The sequence below is a fragment of the Paracoccus shanxieyensis genome (assembly GCF_009711265.1).
Taxonomy (GTDB): Bacteria; Pseudomonadota; Alphaproteobacteria; order Rhodobacterales; family Rhodobacteraceae; genus Paracoccus; species Paracoccus shanxieyensis.
The window spans coordinates 122,000-141,593 of record NZ_WMII01000005.1 but is presented as its reverse complement, the minus strand read 5'-3'; the positions used below and the strand labels follow the sequence as shown (position 1 = coordinate 141,593).

Below are 19,594 nucleotides of genomic sequence, written 5' to 3'. Positions count from 1 at the left end.
GATATGCGCGTTCCCGCACAGTATATCTGCAGAATTTGCGCTGTTCATGTGCAAATTCGCGCAATAGCCTTGTCGCAGGGAGGATTTGCGATGGATGCGGATTTCGGCAGTTATGACTATGTGATCGTCGGCGCGGGCAGCGCGGGCTGCGTGCTGGCCAACCGGCTGAGCGCCGATCCCGGCACGCGGGTGCTGCTGCTTGAGGCGGGCGGCTCGGACGCCTATCACTGGATCCGCATCCCCATCGGCTATATCTATTGCATCGGCAATCCGCGCACCGACTGGATGTATTCCACCGCCCCCGTCCCGGGTCTTGGCGGGCGCAGCGTCCGCTATCCGCGCGGCAAGGTGCTGGGGGGCTGTTCGTCGATCAATGGCATGATCTACATGCGCGGTCAGGCGCAGGATTACGACGGCTGGCGGCAGCAGGGCTGCACCGGCTGGGGCTGGGACGACGTGCTGCCATGGTTTCGCAAGTCCGAGGCGCATTTCGCGGGCGGCGACGACATGCATGGCGGCAGCGGCGAAATGCTGGTCGAGCCGCAGCGCCTGTCATGGCGCATCCTTGACAGCTTCCGCGCCGCCGCCGAGGCCGAGGGCATCCCGTTCAATCCCGACTTCAACCGCGGCGACAATGAGGGCGTCGGCTATTTCCACGTCACCCAGCGGCGGGGTCGGCGCTGGAATGCGGTGGACGGATTCCTGCGCCCGGTCATGCGTCGCGCGAACCTGCGCATCGTCACCGGCGCGCAGGTGGAAAGGCTGGTCCTTGACGGGCGGCGCTGCACGGGGCTGGAGTTCACCACGCCGCAGGGCCGCCATCGCGTGACGGCGCGGGCCGAGGTGATCCTGTCGGCAGGCGCCATCGGATCGCCGATGATCCTGCAACGCTCGGGCATCGGGGCGGCGGACCATCTGTCAGGGCTGGGCATCCAGCCGGTCCATCATCTGCCCGGTGTCGGAGAAAACCTGCAGGATCATCTGCAACTGCGCATGGTCTTTGGCGTCACCGGCGTGCCGACGCTGAATGTGCGGGCGGCGACGATGATGGGCAAGCTGGGCGTCGGGCTGGAATATGCCTTTGGCCGTCGCGGGCCGATGGCGATGGCCCCCAGCCAGATGGGCGCCTTCGCGCGATCAAGCCCGGATGTGTCGCGCGCGGATCTGGAGTTTCACGTCCAGCCCCTGTCGCTGGATGCCTTTGGCGAGCCGCTGCACCGCGATCCCGCCATTACGGTCAGCGTCTGCGACCTGCGGCCCGACAGCCGCGGGACGGTGCGCATCGCCTCGGGGCGGGATCTGCATCAGCCGCAGATCGCACCGAATTACCTGTCCGAACCCGGCGACCGGCTGCGCGCGGTCCGCGCGCTGCGGCTGGCGCGGCGTATCGTGGCGCAGCCCGCCATGCAGGCACATCGCCCGGTCGAACTGAAGCCCGGCCCGCAAGTCAGCAGCGATGCCGATCTGGCCGAGGCCGCAGCCCAGATCGGCACGACGATCTTTCACCCGGTCGGCACGGCGCGGATGGGCACGGGGTCGATGGCGGTGGTGGATCCGGCGCTGCGTGTCCATGGCATCGCCGGGCTGCGGGTCGTCGATGCCTCTGTCATGCCGACCATCGTGTCGGGCAATACCCATGCGCCGGTCACGATGATCGCCGAAAAGGCCGCGCAGATGATCCTTGAGGACGCGCGCGGCTGATGACGCGGGGCAAACGGCGCTATTCGCCCTCGAATTCATAGATCGCAAGGCTGCGCTCGCGTTCGTTGACCTTCAGGCGGCGGTTGATCGGGGCATGGGCGCGGGCGGCGCAGTCGCGGCGTTCGCACAGATAGCAGTTCAGCCCGATATCCACCGGGCGCGTGCGTTCAAGGTCGATCCCGTCGGCATAGACCAGACGCGGCGCATATGACACATCGCAGCCCAGCCCGATCGCCAGCTTCTGCGCGGGCGCGCCATAGCTGCCGCCCGCCCGCGTCACCGTCCGCGCGATCGAGAAATAGCTGGCGCCTTCCGGCATCCGGATCACCTGCGTCTGCACCCGGCCCTGCATCTCGAAGGCGGCATGGATGTTCCACAGCGGGCAGGTGCCGCCGAAGCGCGAAAACGGGAACCGCCCGGCGCTGAAGCGTTTCGAGATATTGCCCGCCTGATCCACCCGCACGAAGAAGAAGGGGATGCCGCGCGCATCGGGACGTTGCAGCGTCGACATGCGATGCGCGGTCTGTTCAAAGCTGGCCCCGAAGCGGTGGCCCAGCAATTCCACGTCATAGCGCGCGGATTCGCAGGCCGCCAGAAAGCGGCCATAGGGCATCATCAGCGCCGCCGCATAGTAATTCGCCAGACTGACGCGCAGCAATGTCACCGCGGCGGGGTCAGGCAGATCAGATTCGGCGACAAGTTCGGCAATCAGCGCCTCTTGCTCCAGCCGGGCCAGCAGCACGCTTATTTGGAAGCGACGGCTGGCCTGCCCCAGCAATTCCGACAGCATCAGCTCACCCCGGTGCGGATCATAGCGGCGAAGCTGTTCGCCCATGACCTGCACCGGCAGGATGCGCACGGCGATGCCATGCCCGGCCAGCCGATGCGTCAGCACCATCAGCGCCTCATTGCGGTGCATGGCCAGTTCATTGGCCACACCTTCGGCGGCGCGGTCCAGCGCGTCGACATAGTTGTGGCGCGCATAAAACCAGTTGCGCACCGCATCCACCGCGCGCGAACTGCCCGCCAGCACCTCGACCTTGTCACGGTCGGTCAGCGGGTTTTCATCGGCCAAAGGCCGCAGCAATTCCTCGCGGTGGCTGTCATGCAGACGCACGAAGGCGGCAGCGATGCGGGGGCTGGCCTGCAACACGGCCTCGATCTCGGTGCGCGACAGGGTGCCGGTCTGCAAGGCGGGATCCTTCAGCGCGGCGGTGAATTCGGCGGCAAGCTGCGCGTCGGTCGAGGGCGCAAGCTCGGCGATGTTCAGGTCATAGACCTCGGCCAGTTTCATCAGGAACCGCGCCGAGGCCGGGCGCTGGTCGGCCTCGATCAGGGTGACATAGCTGGCCGAGACGCCAAGCTGGTCGGCCATCTGTGCCTGCGTCAGACCCAGCGACTGGCGCAACACGCGCAGGCGCTGGCCGATAATCAGTTTCTCACCGCGTTGGCTCATTGTGACAGACCTTACAAAACTGGCCGGGCTGCGGTGACATAACTGACCGCCACACCCTTTGCTGGCAGGCTCCTACTGCACAAGAAGCATGACATTACTAAGATGACATTACAACGACTCACATGGGGGGATGTCATGCCACTGGATCGTATCACCACCGCTCTGCCGCCCGTCGTCCTGCGCCGCGTCGCAGGCGACGATCATGTGCTGACGCCCGAGGCGCTGGCCTTTGTCGCTGAACTGCAGGCACGCTTCGGCCTGCGGCTGCACGCGCTGATGGTCGCCCGCACGCGCCGTCAGGCCCGCACCGATGCCGGTGAGATGCCGGACTATCTGCCGGATACCCGCGACATCCGTCAGGGCATCTGGCAGGCCAGCCCGGTTCCCGCGCAACTGGCCGATCGCCGGGTCGAGATCACCGGCCCCGTCGACCGCAAGATGATGATCAACGCGCTGAATTCGGGCGCACGGGTCTTCATGGCGGATTTCGAGGACGCGACCGCGCCCAGCTTCACCAATATCATCGCAGGCCACGCCAACCTGCTGGACTACCGCGACGGCACGCTGGAGCATCAGGCGAACGGCAAAAGCTACAGCGTCAACGCCGATGCCCCGCTGCTGATCGTCCGCCCGCGTGGCCTGCATCTGGCCGAGGCGAATGTGCTGATCGGCGGCCAGCCCGTCTCGGCGGCGCTGTTCGATTTCGGCCTGTCGCTGTTTCACTGTGGCCGCGCCTTTGCGGCGACCGGGCGCGGGCCGTTCTATTACCTGCCCAAGCTGGAAAGCCATGGCGAGGCGCGCTTCTGGAATGAGGTCTTTACCTTCGCGCAGGACCGCATCGGGCTGGCGCAAGGCACGATCAAGGCGACCGTCCTGATCGAGACCCTGCACGCCGCCTTCCAGATGGACGAAATCATCTGGGAACTGCGCGACCACATCGCCGGGCTGAACTGCGGGCGCTGGGACTATATCTTCAGCTATATCAAGACGATGCGCAATCACGCGGCTTTCGTTCTGCCCGACCGCGCCGAGGTCACGATGGATCAGGCGTTTCTGGCCTCATATGCGGCGCGGCTGGTGAAGGTCTGCCACCGCCGCGGCATCCATGCGATGGGCGGCATGTCGGCGGCGATCCCGGTCCGCGACGATGCCGAGGCCAATGAGGCGGCCTTTGCGCAGGTCCGCGCCGACAAGCTGCGCGAGGTCGGCATGGGCTTTGACGGCTGCTGGGTCGCGCATCCCGATCTGGTTCCGGTCGCGCAGGCGATCTTTGACGCCGAAATGCCCGGCCCGAACCAGATCCGCAAACCCCGGCAGGAATGGCGGATCGAACCGGCGATGCTGCTGCGGCCGCATCAGGGCAAGGTCACGCAAGCCGGGGTCGAGACCAATATCGCCGTCGCCATCGAATATCTGGCGCAATGGCTGTCTGGTCGCGGCGCGGTGCCGATCCACAATCTGATGGAGGACGCCGCCACCGCCGAAATCAGCCGCGCCCAGCTGTGGCAATGGCAGCGCCACCGCACCGCCATCGTCACCCATGACGGGGCCGAGCGGCCCTTGGACAGCGCATGGCTGGGCGAGCTGGTGCAGGCGGAAATCCTGCGCCTGCTGGACCGGCACGGGCCGAACGGCTTCCATCGCGGCCATTACGCCAGCGCCGCCCGCATCGTGCTGGAGGCCGCGACCGCGCCCGAGCTGCCCGATTTCATCACGACGCCCGCCTATGCGGTGCTGAACGCGCTGGACTAGGCGCGCGTGGACGATCTGCACCGGCCGGGCGCCCCCGCGCGCCCGGACCTTCGCAAAAGCAGACCTTCGCAAAAGCAGACCTTCGCAAAAGCGGACCTTTGCAAAAGCGGACCTTCGCAAAACCTGAAAGAAAGACCCGAAAGGATTCATCATGACCAGCCGCAAGACCTATTCCGAAATCCGCGCCGAGCTTCTGTCGCGTTACCCCTCGGGCGCGACGCCGGGTGGCGTTTCGGTCGATGACATCGCGCAACTGCGCCTGCAAAACACCTATGACACGCATCTGGACATCGCCCGCGACATGGCGCGCGTGATGCGCGCCGACATGGCGGCCTATGACGCGGACACCTCGAAATTCACGCAATCGCTGGGCTGCTGGTCGGGCTTTCATGCCCAGCAGATGATCAAGTCGGTCAAGCGGATGCGCGGCACGACCAAAGGCACCTATGTTTATCTGTCGGGCTGGATGGTTGCCGGTCTGCGCAACCGCTGGGGCCATCTGCCCGACCAGTCGATGCATGAAAAGACCGCCGTGGCCGATCTGATCCATGAAATCTATGTCTCGCTGCGGCAGGCGGATGAGGTCGCGATCAACGATCTGTTCAAGGATCTGAAGGCGGCGAAAACCGATGCCGACCGCGCCAAGGCCGTGGCCGCAATCGACGCCTTTGAAAGCCATGTCGTGCCGATCATCGCCGATATCGACGCAGGCTTCGGCAATGAACACGCGACCTATCTGCTGGCCAAGGAACTGATCAAGGCCGGGGCCTGCGCGCTGCAGATCGAAAATCAGGTCTCGGACGCCAAGCAATGCGGCCATCAGGACGGCAAGGTCACCGTGCCGCGCGAAGATTTCATCGAAAAGCTGCGCGCCTGCCGTCTGGCGCTTGAGGAAATGGGCGTGGATGATGGCGTCATCGTCGCGCGCACCGACAGCCTTGGCGCCGGTCTGACCCAGAAAGTGCCGGTCAGCCAGCAGCCCGGCGATCTGGCCAGCGAATACATCAAATGGCTGAAAACCGAACAGATCACCGAAGAAAACCCCATCCGCGAGGGCGAGCTGGCGATCTATCAGGGCGGCGAATTCGTCAAGCCTGCGCGCCTGCCGAATGGGCTGTTCCCCTTCCGCGAAGGCACCGGCCGTCAGCGCGTGATCGAGGATTGCATCGCCAGCCTGAACGACGGCGGCGCGGATCTGTTGTGGATCGAAACCGACACCCCGAATGTCGATGAGATCGCCAGCATGGTCGCGGAAATCCGCAAGCAGGCCCCCAAGGCCAAGCTGACCTATAACAACTCGCCCAGCTTCAACTGGACGCTGAACCTGCGCAAACAGGTCCGCACGCAATGGCTGGAGGAAGGCCGCATCAGCGCCTCGGACTATCCCGAGGGCAATGAGCTGATGAAGCCCGATTACGACGCGACCGAGCTTGGGCTTGAAGCGGATGCGCGGCTGCAGCGTTTCCAGACCGACATCTCGGCGCGGGCGGGCGTGTTCCACAACCTGATCACGCTGCCGACCTTCCACCTGACCGCGAAATCGGTCGATGAACTGTCACGCGGCTATTTCGGCGAAGACAAGATGCTGGCCTATGTCAAAACCGTCCAGCGCGAGGAAATCCGTCGCGGCATCAGCGCGGTGAAGCACCAGCACGAGGTCGGCTCGGATCTGGGCGATACCTTCAAGGAAATGGTGGCGGGCGAACGCGCGCTGAAAGCGGGCGGCCATGCCAACACCATGAACCAGTTCGCCGCCGAGTAGCGAACCGGAACAAGGGCCGGGTTCCTTCGGGATTTCGGCTAAAACCGGCCCTTTGGCACGCCGCCCCCGCCCGGGGCGGCGTCGTCATGCCGGGTCACTGCTGATGCAGGCGGATATCGGCGGGGCTCTGGTCCGCGCTCCGGCCGTCGAACACAGTGGCCGGGTTCTTCTGCGGGTTGCATCGCGGCCACAGCATTGGCCGATGCCTGATGCTGGCACATGCGGCGGCGGCGGCATCGCTGCGGTCGGTCGACACATATGGCGCGGTCGAATCCTCTGAAACCTGCTTGGCTCTGGCCCAGTCTTACGGGTGGCGGGATGCGCTGGCCATCACGCGATCTGAACCATTCAGTCTGGCAAAAGGGTCACCGGGATGACACTCAAGATACTGATTTAGCGGATAATTATCGACACAACCTCTCCCGTAAAAGTTGAATTAATTACCTATACAAACGGTTAAGTTGATCCGATTCGCCATCCGCAATAAAAAAAGCCCATGTTGGTTAAGGAGTGGCCGGGATGGGCAAAGGAAATTATCGTCAGCGTTTGACCGAGATGGGATGGTGGGGCGCGTTCTTCATCATCGTGATGCCCTTGTTCTCGGTGTTCTTCTACTGGTTGCATCTGGATTATACCAACGAGATGGCGCGGTTTCTGGCGCAGGATATGGCGACGCTGGCCGCAACCGCCGGGACATTTGCGCGGATTTTCGGCGGCGTAGCCTTGGCGTTCCTGCTGTTTCCGATCTGCGGCGTGGTCATGGTGTTTCTGGGCCGCGAATTTTACCAGCCCGATCTGAAACGCAGCTAAGGCCACCAATCCCCGCCATCGACCACGACAAGCCGCCGCCCTCGCGCTGCGGCTTTTTTCATGCGCAATCGCGATGACCACCCGGCCCGATTGCGCCCGCGCTGCAACCACGTTCAACAATTTTAGAGAAAGTTGATAATCATCATTGCCACCCCCGAGCGTTTTGCTCAATCAAAGGGTGATATGCAGGCATGTATTTCGTCTGCGCGTGGTGCCCGTTTGCGGCAAACATCCGAAGAGCTGCTTCAGCGTCTTCGCGCTTTTAGGGATTTTGCGATGAAAGCCGGGCCTTGCCGCCAGACAGCACGACCAAGAATCGCGCTTCGGCAAATAGTGCAGGCCCTGCTGATGGTGCCGCTTTTGGCGGGATGTGTGGTCGTCGATGCGCAGGACGGCATCCTGACGCGCCAGCAGATCGAAGAGCGTACGCCCTATGCCAGCGTATCGACCGGGCAGGCATGGGTCAACGCGCCGGGCATGCGCAGCGTCTTGCAGCGCAACCTGCGCACGGGTCTGGAACAAAAGATCAGCCTTGCCAATGATTCGGCGGTCCGGGGCGACAACGTGATGATGCTGCGCACGCAAAACGGCGTGTCCGGCTTTGGGCGGCTGCGGTTTGAAAGCGTCATCGACCGCTTTGGCGGCATGCCTTATCCCTTTACGGATGTGTCCTCTGGCAGCTTGCTGCAAGGCGATGACGGGGTCGGAGCCTATTTCTGGGTGACCGAAAACCTTGGCGACGCGACCTGCATTCTGGGGATGCGCCGGTTGAATTCGGGGATGCGGCAATTGCCCGGCAATGGCGGGGTGATGGATATCGTGCTGCGCAACTGCGTGCGTGGCACCCAGCAGGATGCCCTGGCGCCGCTGATGGCGGACAGCATCGGCGTCGCGCCTATCGCCCGCGATCCGCAGGGCAACAGCCGGATGCTGTCGCCTTTGGCCGCGCCCTCGGCCAGCGTCATCCCGGTCCAGCGTGCGGGAACCCAACCATGAACCGGCGCGTCACCCAGTTTCTGCTGCTGGCGCTGTGGGGGCTGATGCTTCTGCCGATCTTCGTGCTGAGCGCGATCCCGGTATCTGACGCGGCACAGGCCATGCTGGGTCTGTTCGCCGTGGCGCTGGTGGTGATCCTGAAGCCCTTTACCGCCAGCATCGCGCCGCGCATGGCGCTGATCGGCGTGGCCAGCATCGTCGTGCTGCGCTATTGGTTCTGGCGCGTCACGGCCACCCTGCCCGAGCCGGGCCTCAGCGCGTCCTTCATCTGCGCCGTGCTGCTGCTGATCGTCGAGACCTATTCGATCCTTGTCTTTTTCCTTGGCGGCTTCATCACCGCCGATCCGCTGGATCGCGGCCTGCCGCCCAAGGTCGAACTTGAGGACATGCCCAAGGTCGACATCCTCGTGCCGTCCTATAACGAGCCGGTCGAGATGCTCAGCATCACCCTGTCGGCGGCCAAGAACATGATCTATCCGGCCTCGAAGCGGCGGGTCGTGCTGTGCGATGACGGCGGCACGGATCAACGCTGCAATTCGCCCGATCCGGAACTTGCCGCCCGCGCCCGCGCCCGCCGGGCCGAACTTCAGGCGCTGTGCGCCGATCTGGGCATCATCTATTCGACCCGCGCCCGCAACGAACATGCGAAAGCCGGCAATATGAGCGCGGCTCTGGCACGGCTGGATGGCGATCTGGTCGTGGTCTTTGACGCAGATCACGTGCCCTCGCGGGATTTTCTGGCGCGCACCGTCGGGTATTTCGCGCAGGATCCGAAGCTGTTTCTGGTCCAGACGCCGCATCATTTCATCAATCCCGACCCGATCCAGCGCAACCTTGGCCTGAAATCCCCGCCCGAGAACGAGATGTTCTATGGCATGATCCATCGGGGTCTGGATCGCTGGGGGGGCGCGTTCTTTTGCGGCTCGGCTGCGGTGATCCGGCGCAAGGCGCTGGACAGCGTCGGCGGCTTTGCCGGTGAAACCATCACCGAGGACGCCGAAACTGCGCTGGAGATCCATTCGCAGGGCTGGCGCAGCCTATATCTGGACCGCGCGATGATCGCGGGATTGCAGCCGGAAACATTCGTGTCCTTCATCCAGCAGCGCGGCCGCTGGGCCTCGGGCATGGTGCAGATGCTGGTCCTGAAGAACCCGCTGTTCCGCCGTGGCCTGAAGCCGCTGCAGCGGCTGTGCTATATCAACTCGATGTCCTTCTGGTTTTTCCCGCTGATCCGGCTGGCCTACATGCTGGCGCCGCTGACCTATCTGTTCTTTGGCATCGAGATCGTGGTGACGACCTTTCAGGAAGCCATGGCCTATGTGCTCAGCTACATGGCCGTGGTGCTGCTGGTGCAGAACGCCATCTTCTCGCGGTATCGCTGGCCGCTGATCTCGGAGGTCTATGAGATCGCGCAGGCGCCCTATCTGGCCACGTCAATCATCAAGACGCTGCTGAAGCCGCGCGGCGCCAAGTTCAACGTGACCGCCAAGGACGAAACGCTGGCCGAGGATTACATCTCGCCGATCTATGGCCCGCTGGCATGGCTGTTCGCGCTGACGCTGGCCGGGGTGATCGCGCTGATCGGGCGCTGGATCGCCTTTCCGGGCGACCGCAGCGTTTTGTCTGTGGTGGGGGTCTGGGCGGTCATCAATTTGCTGATGGTGTCGCTGGCGCTGCGTTCGGTGTCCGAAAAGCAGCAGCGCCGCGCGGCGCCGCGCGTGGAACTGAGCCTGCCCGCCATGGTGACATGGCCGGGATCGGGCCAGCATCCAATCAAGGCCACGGTGCTGGACGTATCGACCAGCGGTGCGCAGTTGCGGCTGGATCAGGTGCCGCGCGGCATCGGCGCGGTCATGGTGCGTCAGGGCGACGAAATCAGCTTCCGCCCCAGCTTTGCCAATGCGCCGCATCTGGAACAGGACGTGAAGGCCGTGGTTCTGGTCATGTCGAATTCCGGCAAGGACGGCCCGACGCTGGGTCTGCGCCTGCTCAGCGACCAGCCCACCGCCGCGCGCGAGGCGGTGGCACAGATGATCTTTGGCGACAGCGAGGTCTGGCAGGCGCAGCGCCACGCCACCCGGCAGGGCAAGGGCCTGATCGCGGGGCTGTTCTATATCATCGGCCTGATGCTGCGGTCCTTTCCGAAAACCATCCGCGATTTCATGCACGAACCCGCGCGCCGTCGCCGTGTCGCCCTGACCTCGAACAAGGCGCAGCGCCCGGCGCACCTGATGGCCTTCGGGGCCGATTTCGATCAGGAGCAGCATCGCAACCAGTCCATGCCCGCCCCGATCGAGGATTTCATCGAAATCGAGGCGCAGCGATGACCGCGCGCGCCCGCCCGATCCTGTTGGGAATGTCGCTGCTGCTTTGCGCGGGTGGCGCGCTTGCGCAGGATATCGTCCTGCCGCCCGCGCCCGCCCCGGCCGAGACCCCGCCGCCGACCGAGGCTCCCTTGGTCGGGCAGGCCATCGACGCAGCCCCCGCCCCGCGCGACAGCACGCCCGCGCAGCCCGTGGCCCAGCCACCCGCCCGGACCTTGCTGAAGCTGCGCCCGCAGGCCATGCTGCCGCAACAGGTCCGCATGGGTCCGTCGCTGCCGCAGCCCGGCATCCTGCGCCTGACCGGAGAGGTGGCGCATGTCGATCTGGCGCTGGACATGCCCGCAGATCAGGCCCTGCCTGACAGGCTGCAACTGACGCTGCGCTCGGCCATCAATGTGCTGCCGGACAGTTCGGTGATGCGGGTGGCGGTGAATGACGGCGCGCCGGTCGATCTGCCGCTGAACAGCTTTGCCGGGTTCACGCAACTTGATGTGCCGGTGCAGGGGCTAGTCGCCGGACCGAACCGCGTCACCGTGACCCTGCGCCAGCCGCACCGGATCTTTTGCGGCCCCGATGCCAGTTTCGGCGTCTGGACCGAGATCGACCTGACCCGCAGCGGCGCGCTTTTGGCGCAATCCGCGCTGCCGCCCACGGCGCAGGGCTTTGCGCTGGCCCTGTCGCAGCAGATCGGCAGCGGCCTGCCCTTGACCGTGCTGGCCGATCCCGAGGCGGACCCGGCCATCCTGCGCCAGTTGACCGATGCGCTTGGCGAGACGATGCAGGGACAGGGCTGGATCAATATCCGCAGCCCCTATGACATCACGCCCCGGCAAGGCCCCTCGGTCGCGCTGATCGCGGCCGAGGCCGCACAGATCGACTATCGGCTGGACGGCCGGGCCGCGCCGACCATGGTCGTGGAATATCAGGGCGACAGCCTGCCGCCCCTGACCGAGGCATTGCAGGAACTGGCCTTTCCGGCCATGGCGCAGGCGCCTTTGCTGACGCCCGGCCAGACCCACAGCTTGCAGGATCTGGGCCAGACCGACATCATCGGCAATACGCGATATTTCCGGCAGGATGTCGCATTCCGGCTGCCCGATGACTGGCTGCTGCTGGCCAATCAGAAAGCGCGGCTGAACCTGCAATACGGCTATGCCGAGAACCTGCCGCGGGGCTCGATCCTGCTGGTCAAGGTCAATGACGAAACCGTGCGGCTGCTGCCCCTGGATCGCGATGGCGGCAGGTTGCAGGACGTTCTGGCGGTGGGCTTTGGCGCAAGGCTGCTGCATTCCGGCCTGAACATGCTGAGCTTCGAGATGATGGTGCCGGGCAATCCGCCCGATGTGGCCTGCCCGCCGCGCCAGACCGACATGCTGGTGGTGACCAAGGAAAGCAGCCTGCTGGTTCCCCGGGCACCGTCAATGGAACTGGGCGGGTTTTCCTCGGCGCTGTCGGGGCTGACGGCTGCCGGGATCACCGCAGATCCCAACGCCACCGAACGCGACCGGATGCAGATGGCGGCGATCCAGCTTGCGGCGGGGCTGCGGCCCTCGGCCCAGCCCGATGCGGCGGTGTCGCTGATGGTGATGGATTTCAGCACCCTGCCGACATCGCTGGCCGATGTCTCGCTGCGCGATCTGCAAGAGGCGCTGTTTCCGACCGCTGCGGCCAGCCGCGCGCCCGCCGCAGCGGCAGATGCACCCGCAGCCGCACCCGCACCCGCATCGAATTTCCGGCTGAGCGAAACCGAACCCGCGCCGCCAGCCACCCCGGACAACGCCGGTGGCGGCGGGGCGTGGTCGCCGCTGGCATGGCTGAACGGCCAGCGCGAACGGCTGGAGAAATCGGCCTTTCTCAGTTCCGGCGAAACCCTGTCGCAATGGCTGCAAGGACGCCGGGGCGATGCGATGCTGATCACGCTGGATGACAGCCAGCCCGACGCGCTGGGGCTGATCCTTGGACCAGAGGCCCAGACTGCGGGCATCAGCCGCGCGCTGCAGGATCTGCGCAGCAACCGTCTGGGTCAGGGCGCGGTGGCGCTGCTGTCGAATGACGGCGGCTGGCAGATCTGGTCACCCATCGAAACGCCCCGGCTGCAGGAACGGGTCACGGTGATGAACCTGTTCCCGGTTCTGGGCAATTTCGCGTCATGGTCGCCCTTTCTGTTCGCGACCGTCCTGCTGGGTCTGGGGCTGCTGTCGGTCCTGCCCGCCCTTGCGATCGTCGTGATTTTCCGCAAGTCGAGGTTGCGCTGATGAACCGCCGCACGCTGCTTTCCAGCGCCATTGCCGCCGCCCTGCTGGGGCTTGCAGCCCAGCCCGGCCTTGCCGCCGCGCCGCAGGGCATCATCCCGGCAGGCCATCCGCTGCATCCGTCTTGGCAGGCATGGAAAACCCTGTGCCTGACCGATGACGGGCGCGTGGTCGATGGCTTTCAGAACTCGGCCAGCCATTCCGAGGGTCAGGGCTATGGCCTGACGCTGGCCGCCATTTTCGACGACCGCCCGGCCTTCGACACCATCATGGAATGGAGCGACCGCAACCTTGCCATTCGCGACGACGCGCTGATGGCATGGCGCTGGCGACCCGATACCGTGCCGAATGTGCAGGACCGCAACAATGCTTCGGATGGGGATCTGTTCTTTGCATGGGCGCTGGTCATCGCCGGAACGCGGCAGGACCGCCCCGAGCTGATCCAGCGCGCGGGCCGCATCACGCAAGACATCCTGCGCCTGTGTTCCGCGCGCCATCCCGATGGCAGCGGGCGTCTGGTCCTGCTGCCCGCCGCCACCGGCTTTCGCACCGCCGATGAGGTGATCGTCAACCCCTCGTATTATATGCCGCGCGCGATGATGGATCTGGCCGCACTGACCGACCAGCCGCGCATGGCGGCGCTGGCGCAGGACGGCATCGGCATGATCGACGATCTGGCCCGCGACGGTCTGGTGCCCGATTGGGTGGCGCTGACCGCACAGGGAAGCGCGCCGCCTCCGGCGAATTTCTCGCAGAATTCGGGATATGAGGCGATCCGCGTACCGCTGTTTGCGCTGTGGTCCGGTCGCAGCGATGCGCCGCCGGTGCGCGATTTCTCGGACGCGGCCATGGCTGCGTCGGGGGACGGCAACCCGGTAGTGTTCGACCCCAGGAGCCGCGCCGTGATCGAGACCAGCGCCCATGCCGGATACGGCGCGGTGACGGCCTTGTGCAGCTGCGCCTCGGCTGCGGCCTATGGCTCGACCATGCGGCCCTTTACCGCCGATCAGCCCTATTATCCGGCCACGCTGCACCTGATGGCGCTGGTCGCCCAAGCCACCCAACTGCCGAAATGCGTGCCGCTATGATCAGAACCGCCTTGATTGCCGCGCTGCTGTTCAGCGCAAGCCCCGCTTTGGCGCAGACCGCGCCATCCTCGGATGAGTTGCTGGCGCTGAATGTCTATGTCCAGCAGGGCGACAGCGCCGCGACCGATGCCGAATTGCGGCGGTTGCGGCTGAAATATCCGCAATGGACGCCGCCCTCGGATCTGAAGCGGCTGTCGGGGACCAGCACGCCGCAGGCCGAGATCGACCAGTTCTATCGGCAGGTCGCGGCAGGCCAGCTGGATCAGGCGCGCCAGACGCTGGCCAAGGCACGGCGCGATTATCCCGAATGGACGCCCGCCCCCGACATGACCGCGCAGCTTGAGGCCGCAGACGGCCAGCGGGCACTGGACGCGGCGCTGCAACAGAATGACGTGGCGACAGCCCGCAGCGTCGCGTCGCGCACGCCGGGGCTGTTGCGCTGCGACCGCATCAACAATGCGTGGCGCATCGCGGACGGGCAAAAGGCCGCCGGATCGAATGCCGAGGCGATGGCGACCTATCGCGCCATCCTGTCGGCCTGCACCGATCCCGGCGATCTGGTCTCGACGCTTGAGAAAGCCGACGGGGCGGCCAGCGAATCCGAATTGCGGGCGGCCGCGGCCCAGCTGAGCGCGCGCCTGCCATCCGAGGCGGGACGCTTTGACGCGGTGCTGCAACGGCTGCTGGCCGGGCGCGGCGTGATCCCGCCGGCGGCCGCCGCGTCCGCTGCGGCGCCGACGCCGCAGGCCGCTGCCCCCGCCCCGCAGGCCCGCCAATCCGGTCAAAGCCAATCCAATCAGAACCAGACCAGCCCGCGCCGGACCGAACGTGCGGCCGCGCCGCAAACGACGACCTCGCGCGCGCCGCGCGGGGAAAGCCCGGCGCAATGCGCGGCGCGAACCGCCAACGCGCGGGCGGCGGGCACGGTGCTGGAGCGGGCGTGGTGCGTCTACAATCTGGACCGCACCATGGACGCCATGGCCGACTTCCGCGCCGCGCTGAACGGTCGGCTGAACGCCCAGCAGCGGCGCGATGCGCAATATGGCCTTGCGCTGTCCTATCTGAAGATGGGCATGTCGGAACCCGCCTCGCAGATCGCCGCGACCGCCGATTTCGACCGCCGCCAGCGCGTTGACATCGAGCGGCAGATTCTGGATCAGCGCGGCGTGCAGGCCTATAAGCAACGGCGCTATCGCGATGCCATCCGCTATTTCGACGCCATCGAGCAGGTGACGGGCTCGATCCGGCGCGATCTGGCGATCCTGCGCGCCTATGCCTATCTGAATGCGGGCCAGCGTCCGCGCGCCCTGACCGAATTCCGCAGACTGAACAACGAGTTGTCGACCTCTGAAACCCGGCGCGGGCTTCAGGCGGCCTCGGATTGATCTGCCGGATCTGCAGCATGTCCTTCGTATCCGCTTTCTTGCGCATTTCAGGCCCCATCGGAGACAGTCCTTGAGCAGGCGCCAAAAAAATCTGTCGCTCAGCATGCAGTTCGCCCTGATCATGCTGTGCTTTGTCGTCGTCGTGGCCTGCGTCAGTTCGATGGGCATCTTCGGCACGCGCACGCTGTCCAAGGCCCAGAACGACGTGCGCGACCTGACCAGCGCGCTGACCTCGATCGAGGCGGTCGAACGCTCGATGCTGGCGCGGCAACTGGCGCTGGCGGATACGCTGGTGCAGGGCACGCCCGAAAGCCGCAGGGCGTTTGAAAAGGCCAATAACGACACCAACGCCAATATCGAAACCCTGCTGCGCCTGCAGGTGCTGGACCAGCAGGCGCTGTCGGATGCGGTGGCCATTCAGGTGGCCAGCACGCAATGGCTGAACCTGAAGGCGCTGCCGCTGCTGATGCGCTTTGACCGCATGACGCAGCGGACCGACCGCACGCGGGTGCTGGCGGAATATCTGGCCGCGAATGCCTCGCGCATGTCGCAGACCACGGAACTGGTGCCGACGGCGATCTTTGACCGGCTGTCGGATCTGGTGCAGCACCGCCTGACCGAAGCGCGCGAACTGCGCGATCTGGCGATCGACGGGCTGCGCAATGCCACGTTCCTTGCGGCGGCCTTGGTGGCGCTGACGGCGCTGGGGGCCTTTGCGCTGCTGCATTACCGCTTCAGCCGCCCCATCGGACGCTTTGCCACGACGATGGGGCGTCTGGCGGGAAATGACCGCAGCGTGCTGATCCCGTTTCAGGACCGCCGCGACGAAATCGGCGCCATGAGCCGGTCCTTGCTGGTCTTTCGCAATATCGCCGTGTCGCAGGTCGAGGATCTGGAGGTCAAGCGCGCGCTGACCAGGCTTTCGGACATCCTGCAGGCGCAAAAGACGCTGAAGGATTTCGCGCAGGCCGCGCTGGATACGCTGTGTCATGATCTGGGCGCCTCGGTCGCGGTGTTCTTTTCGCATGACGAGGCCAAGGGCAGGCTGCATCTGTTCGCGGCCCATGGCTATCACCACCCCGAGGGCGCGCCCAAAAGCTATGCTCTGGGCGAGGGGCTGGTGGGTCAGGTCGGGGCGGATCGCCGGATGAAGATCCTGTCGCCGGTGCCTCCGGGCTATCTTCGGGTGCAGTCCGGCACCGGGGCGGCAGATCCCCAATCCATCCTGCTGCTGCCGGTCGTGCTGCATGATCGGCTGATCGGCGTCATGGAATTCGCCTTGGACGAGCCGTTCGATTCCGTGCAGGGCCGCATCATCGCCGAGGCGATCGACGTGGTGGGCCTGCCGCTGGTCAATCTGCAACGCGCACTTGAGACCAAGGATCTGCTGCAGCAAAGCCTGCGCCAGACCGAGGAATTGCAGGCCGCCGAAACCGAGATGATGGCCCAGCAGGAAGAACTGCGCGCGACCAATGCCGAACTGGCCTTTCGCAGCACCGAACTGGAACAGACGCAGGAAGAGGCCTTCAAACGCGCCGAGGAACTGGAACGCACCAGCCAGTACAAATCCCGCTTTCTGGCCAATATGTCGCATGAGCTGCGCACGCCCCTGAACAGCATGCTGATCCTTGCGCAGGATCTGGCCACCAACAGCACCGGCAATCTGGACGCCGATCAGGTCGAAGGGGCGCAGGTCATCCATGCCAGCGGCGTCAGCCTGCTGCGGCTGATCAACGAGATCCTTGATCTGTCCAAGATCGAGGCGGGCAAGATCGAGATCCAGCACGAACCCATGTCCACCCGCGCGCTGATCCAGACGCTGGAACATGCCTTCCGCCCGCTGGCCCAGAAAAAGGGCGTGGGCTTCAGCATCAACGGCGCGGCGGATCTGCCCGCGACGATCCTGACCGATCCCGGCCGGATGGAGCAGATCGCCAACAACCTGATTGGCAATGCGCTGAAATTCACCCGCGAGGGCGCGGTGAATGTCACGCTGGCCCCCGGCGATGACGGCCGGACGCTGTGCTTTGTGGTGCGCGACACCGGCATCGGCATCCCGCAGGACAAGCTGCAGACGATCTTTCTGCCCTTTGAACAGGTCGATGCCAGCACGCAGCGCCAATTTGGCGGCACCGGGCTGGGGCTGTCGATCTCGCATCAGTTGGCGACGCTGTTGGGCGGCACGCTGGAGGTGGAAAGCGTGGTCGATCAGGGCTCGGTCTTCCGGCTAACGCTGCCGCTGATCGCCTCGGACGGCGCGGCCCCTGCGCCCGCGCCGCCCGCCCCCCTGTCCGACACCGCCGAGCCTCCGCGCCCCGCGCCCCCGCCGCCGCGCCCTGCGATCCCCGTGCGGACCGCTGGCGGCTCGGTTCTGGTGATCGAGGATGACGACGGCACGCAGAAAGCCATCTCGCAGCTTCTGGCGCGGGCCCGCATCGGGGTGACGCCCGCGCTAAGCGCCGAACATGCGCTGGATCTGCTGAAGGCGCAGGATTTCGACTGCGCCATCGTCGATCTGGGCCTGCCCGGCATTTCCGGGATCGAGCTTCTGGACCAGCTTGAAAAACTGGGAAAAACCCTGCCCATCGTGGTCTATTCCGCGCGCGATCTGCTGCCCGACGAATTGCTGCGCCTGCGCGGGCATACTGAAAGCATCGTGCTGAAAGGTGAATATTCCGACAAGCGCCTGCTTGAGGAAGTGCGTGCCATCCTGAACATCGCGGACAGCGCCGCCCCCGCGCCGCCGCCCGCGCCTGCCGATCCCGCGCCTGCCGCCCCGGCGGCGCCCCCGCTCGATGACGGCACGCCCATCGCCTGCAAGCTGCTGCTGGTCGATGACGACATGCGCAACATCTATGCTCTGGCCAAGGTGCTGCGCGCGCGCGGCTGCGATGTGGTGCTGGCGCAGGACGGGCTGAAGGCGCTGGCCGAGCTTGAAGCCCATCCCGACACCCAGCTTGTGCTGATGGACATGATGATGCCCAATATGGACGGCTATGAGGCGATGACCGAAATCCGCAAGCGTGGCGGCGACTGGGCCGATCTGCCGATCATCGCGCTGACCGCCAAGGCGATGAAGCAGGACCGCGAACGCTGCATCGCCGCAGGGGCCAGCGACTATATGTCCAAGCCCATCGACGTGCCGGTGCTGCTTGGCAAGATCCGTGAGCAGCTTCAGCATGCCGCCTGACGTGCAGGATTTCGTCCATTTCATCTATGACCGCTTCGGCTATGATTTCCGCAAGTATCGGCCCGCGACGCTGACCAGCCGCCTGCACAATATCTGCGCGCGGCTGCATCTGCCGGGCATCCCGGCTCTTGGCGACTGGCTGGTGCAGAACCCCGACCAGATCCGGTTCTTCGTCGACCAGCTTTGCATCCCCGTGACCGAGCTGTTCCGCGAGCCGGAGACCTTTGCCGAGGTGTGTGCCCATGTCTTTCCCACCCTGCACAGCTTTCCCCGCATCACCATCTGGCACGCAGGTTGTGCGGCGGGGCACGAGGCCTATTCCATGGCCATCCTGCTGCACGAGGCAGGGCTTCTGGACCGCAGCACCATCTTTGCCAGCGATATCTCGTATGCGGTGCTGGAAAAGGCCGCGCAGGGACGCATCCCGCGCGATCAGGTGCAGGCGGCCCAGACACGCTATCTGCAAGGCGGCGGCGCGGACCTGCTGGATGCGCATTTCGACGCGGTGGGGCCGCTGATGCAGTTAAAGCCCGAGCTGCTGTCCAAGATCAATTTCATCGAACACAGCCTGTCGACCGATGCGGTCTTCTGCGAGGCGAACCTGATCTTTTGCTGCAATGTGCTGATCTATTTCGAGCGGCAGTTGCAAGGCCGGGCGCTTGGCCTGTTCTCGGATTCGCTGGTCCGGGGCGGGTATCTGTGCCTTGGTCAGCGCGAAACGCCCATCGGCGCACGCACTAAATTCGCCAAGCCGCCCGGTGCCAGCTGGGTCTATCGCTCGATATCGCGCCCGCGCCCGCAACTGGCCGGGGCCGAGGCCCTGGCGACCCATCCCCCATGCCAAGCCGCCCCCCCGCGCCAAGATGACGGAAGCTGAC

Annotated in this window: 12 protein-coding genes; 11 read left to right on the top strand and 1 reads right to left on the bottom strand. The window is 65.2% G+C overall.

What is annotated here, in order from left to right:
- The first annotated feature begins 90 nt into the window (after positions 1 to 90).
- Positions 91 to 1,701 carry a GMC family oxidoreductase gene (locus GL284_RS07145; protein WP_155043904.1) on the top strand — a complete coding sequence of 537 codons (1,611 nt, stop codon included), beginning with the start codon at positions 91 to 93 and terminating at the stop codon, positions 1,699 to 1,701.
- A gap of 19 nt (positions 1,702 to 1,720) precedes the next feature.
- On the opposite strand, the gene GL284_RS07140 is transcribed toward GL284_RS07145, so the two are convergent.
- Positions 1,721 to 3,157: a helix-turn-helix domain-containing protein gene (locus tag GL284_RS07140; protein WP_155043903.1), complete on the bottom strand. Its 1,437-nt coding sequence runs from the start codon at positions 3,155 to 3,157 to the stop codon at positions 1,721 to 1,723.
- Positions 3,158 to 3,292: 135 nt separating this feature from the next.
- Between GL284_RS07140 and aceB the strand changes: the two genes are divergently transcribed.
- The 10 genes from aceB to GL284_RS07090 all read left to right on the top strand — a co-directional run bounded on the left by aceB (position 3,293) and on the right by GL284_RS07090 (position 19,593).
- A complete protein-coding gene (aceB, locus tag GL284_RS07135; RefSeq protein ID WP_155043902.1) occupies positions 3,293 to 4,909 on the top strand; it encodes a malate synthase A in 1,617 nt (538 codons plus the stop codon).
- Between the two features lie 151 nt (positions 4,910 to 5,060).
- Complete coding sequence (locus GL284_RS07130) at positions 5,061 to 6,671, top strand: isocitrate lyase (protein WP_155043901.1); 1,611 nt, start codon at positions 5,061 to 5,063, stop codon at positions 6,669 to 6,671.
- A gap of 519 nt (positions 6,672 to 7,190) precedes the next feature.
- Positions 7,191 to 7,481: a hypothetical protein gene (locus tag GL284_RS07125; protein ID WP_155043900.1), complete on the top strand. Its 291-nt coding sequence runs from the start codon at positions 7,191 to 7,193 to the stop codon at positions 7,479 to 7,481.
- A 348-nt stretch (positions 7,482 to 7,829) separates the two neighbouring features.
- Positions 7,830 to 8,477 (top strand): hypothetical protein, encoded by a 648-nt coding sequence (locus GL284_RS07120; RefSeq protein ID WP_155043899.1) that lies wholly within the window; start codon positions 7,830 to 7,832, stop codon positions 8,475 to 8,477.
- Positions 8,474 to 10,804, top strand: coding sequence for a UDP-forming cellulose synthase catalytic subunit (bcsA, locus tag GL284_RS07115; RefSeq protein ID WP_155043898.1), 2,331 nt, complete (start codon positions 8,474 to 8,476; stop codon positions 10,802 to 10,804). The genes GL284_RS07120 and bcsA overlap by 4 nt, the downstream gene beginning before the upstream one ends.
- Positions 10,801 to 13,056: a cellulose biosynthesis cyclic di-GMP-binding regulatory protein BcsB gene (locus tag GL284_RS07110; RefSeq protein WP_155043897.1), complete on the top strand. Its 2,256-nt coding sequence runs from the start codon at positions 10,801 to 10,803 to the stop codon at positions 13,054 to 13,056. Before bcsA ends, GL284_RS07110 begins: the two co-directional genes overlap by 4 nt.
- Positions 13,056 to 14,141 carry a family 8 glycosyl hydrolase gene (locus GL284_RS07105; protein WP_155043896.1) on the top strand — a complete coding sequence of 362 codons (1,086 nt, stop codon included), beginning with the start codon at positions 13,056 to 13,058 and terminating at the stop codon, positions 14,139 to 14,141. Before GL284_RS07110 ends, GL284_RS07105 begins: the two co-directional genes overlap by 1 nt.
- A complete protein-coding gene (locus tag GL284_RS07100; protein ID WP_155043895.1) occupies positions 14,138 to 15,526 on the top strand; it encodes an outer membrane protein assembly factor BamD in 1,389 nt (462 codons plus the stop codon). Before GL284_RS07105 ends, GL284_RS07100 begins: the two co-directional genes overlap by 4 nt.
- Positions 15,527 to 15,596: 70 nt before the next feature.
- Positions 15,597 to 18,716, top strand: a complete 3,120-nt coding sequence (locus GL284_RS07095) for a response regulator (RefSeq protein WP_155043894.1) — start codon at positions 15,597 to 15,599, stop codon at positions 18,714 to 18,716.
- Positions 18,706 to 19,593: a CheR family methyltransferase gene (locus GL284_RS07090; RefSeq protein WP_155097793.1), complete on the top strand. Its 888-nt coding sequence runs from the start codon at positions 18,706 to 18,708 to the stop codon at positions 19,591 to 19,593. Before GL284_RS07095 ends, GL284_RS07090 begins: the two co-directional genes overlap by 11 nt.
- The last annotated feature ends 1 nt before the right edge of the window (position 19,594 follow it).

What these genes read in the sequence shown, in the direction of transcription:
- bcsA (WP_155043898.1), top strand. Translation starts at nt 8,474, where the DNA reads ATGAACCGGCGCGTCACCCAGTTTCTGCTGCTGGCGCTGTGGGGGCTG.
- GL284_RS07130 (WP_155043901.1), top strand. Translation starts at nt 5,061, where the DNA reads ATGACCAGCCGCAAGACCTATTCCGAAATCCGCGCCGAGCTTCTGTCG.
- GL284_RS07120 (WP_155043899.1), top strand. Translation starts at nt 7,830, where the DNA reads ATGGTGCCGCTTTTGGCGGGATGTGTGGTCGTCGATGCGCAGGACGGC.
- GL284_RS07090 (WP_155097793.1), top strand. Translation starts at nt 18,706, where the DNA reads ATGCCGCCTGACGTGCAGGATTTCGTCCATTTCATCTATGACCGCTTC.
- GL284_RS07100 (WP_155043895.1), top strand. Translation starts at nt 14,138, where the DNA reads ATGATCAGAACCGCCTTGATTGCCGCGCTGCTGTTCAGCGCAAGCCCC.
- GL284_RS07145 (WP_155043904.1), top strand. Translation starts at nt 91, where the DNA reads ATGGATGCGGATTTCGGCAGTTATGACTATGTGATCGTCGGCGCGGGC.
- GL284_RS07125 (WP_155043900.1), top strand. Translation starts at nt 7,191, where the DNA reads ATGGGCAAAGGAAATTATCGTCAGCGTTTGACCGAGATGGGATGGTGG.
- GL284_RS07110 (WP_155043897.1), top strand. Translation starts at nt 10,801, where the DNA reads ATGACCGCGCGCGCCCGCCCGATCCTGTTGGGAATGTCGCTGCTGCTT.
- GL284_RS07105 (WP_155043896.1), top strand. Translation starts at nt 13,056, where the DNA reads ATGAACCGCCGCACGCTGCTTTCCAGCGCCATTGCCGCCGCCCTGCTG.
- GL284_RS07140 (WP_155043903.1), bottom strand. Translation starts at nt 3,157, where the DNA reads ATGAGCCAACGCGGTGAGAAACTGATTATCGGCCAGCGCCTGCGCGTG.
- aceB (WP_155043902.1), top strand. Translation starts at nt 3,293, where the DNA reads ATGCCACTGGATCGTATCACCACCGCTCTGCCGCCCGTCGTCCTGCGC.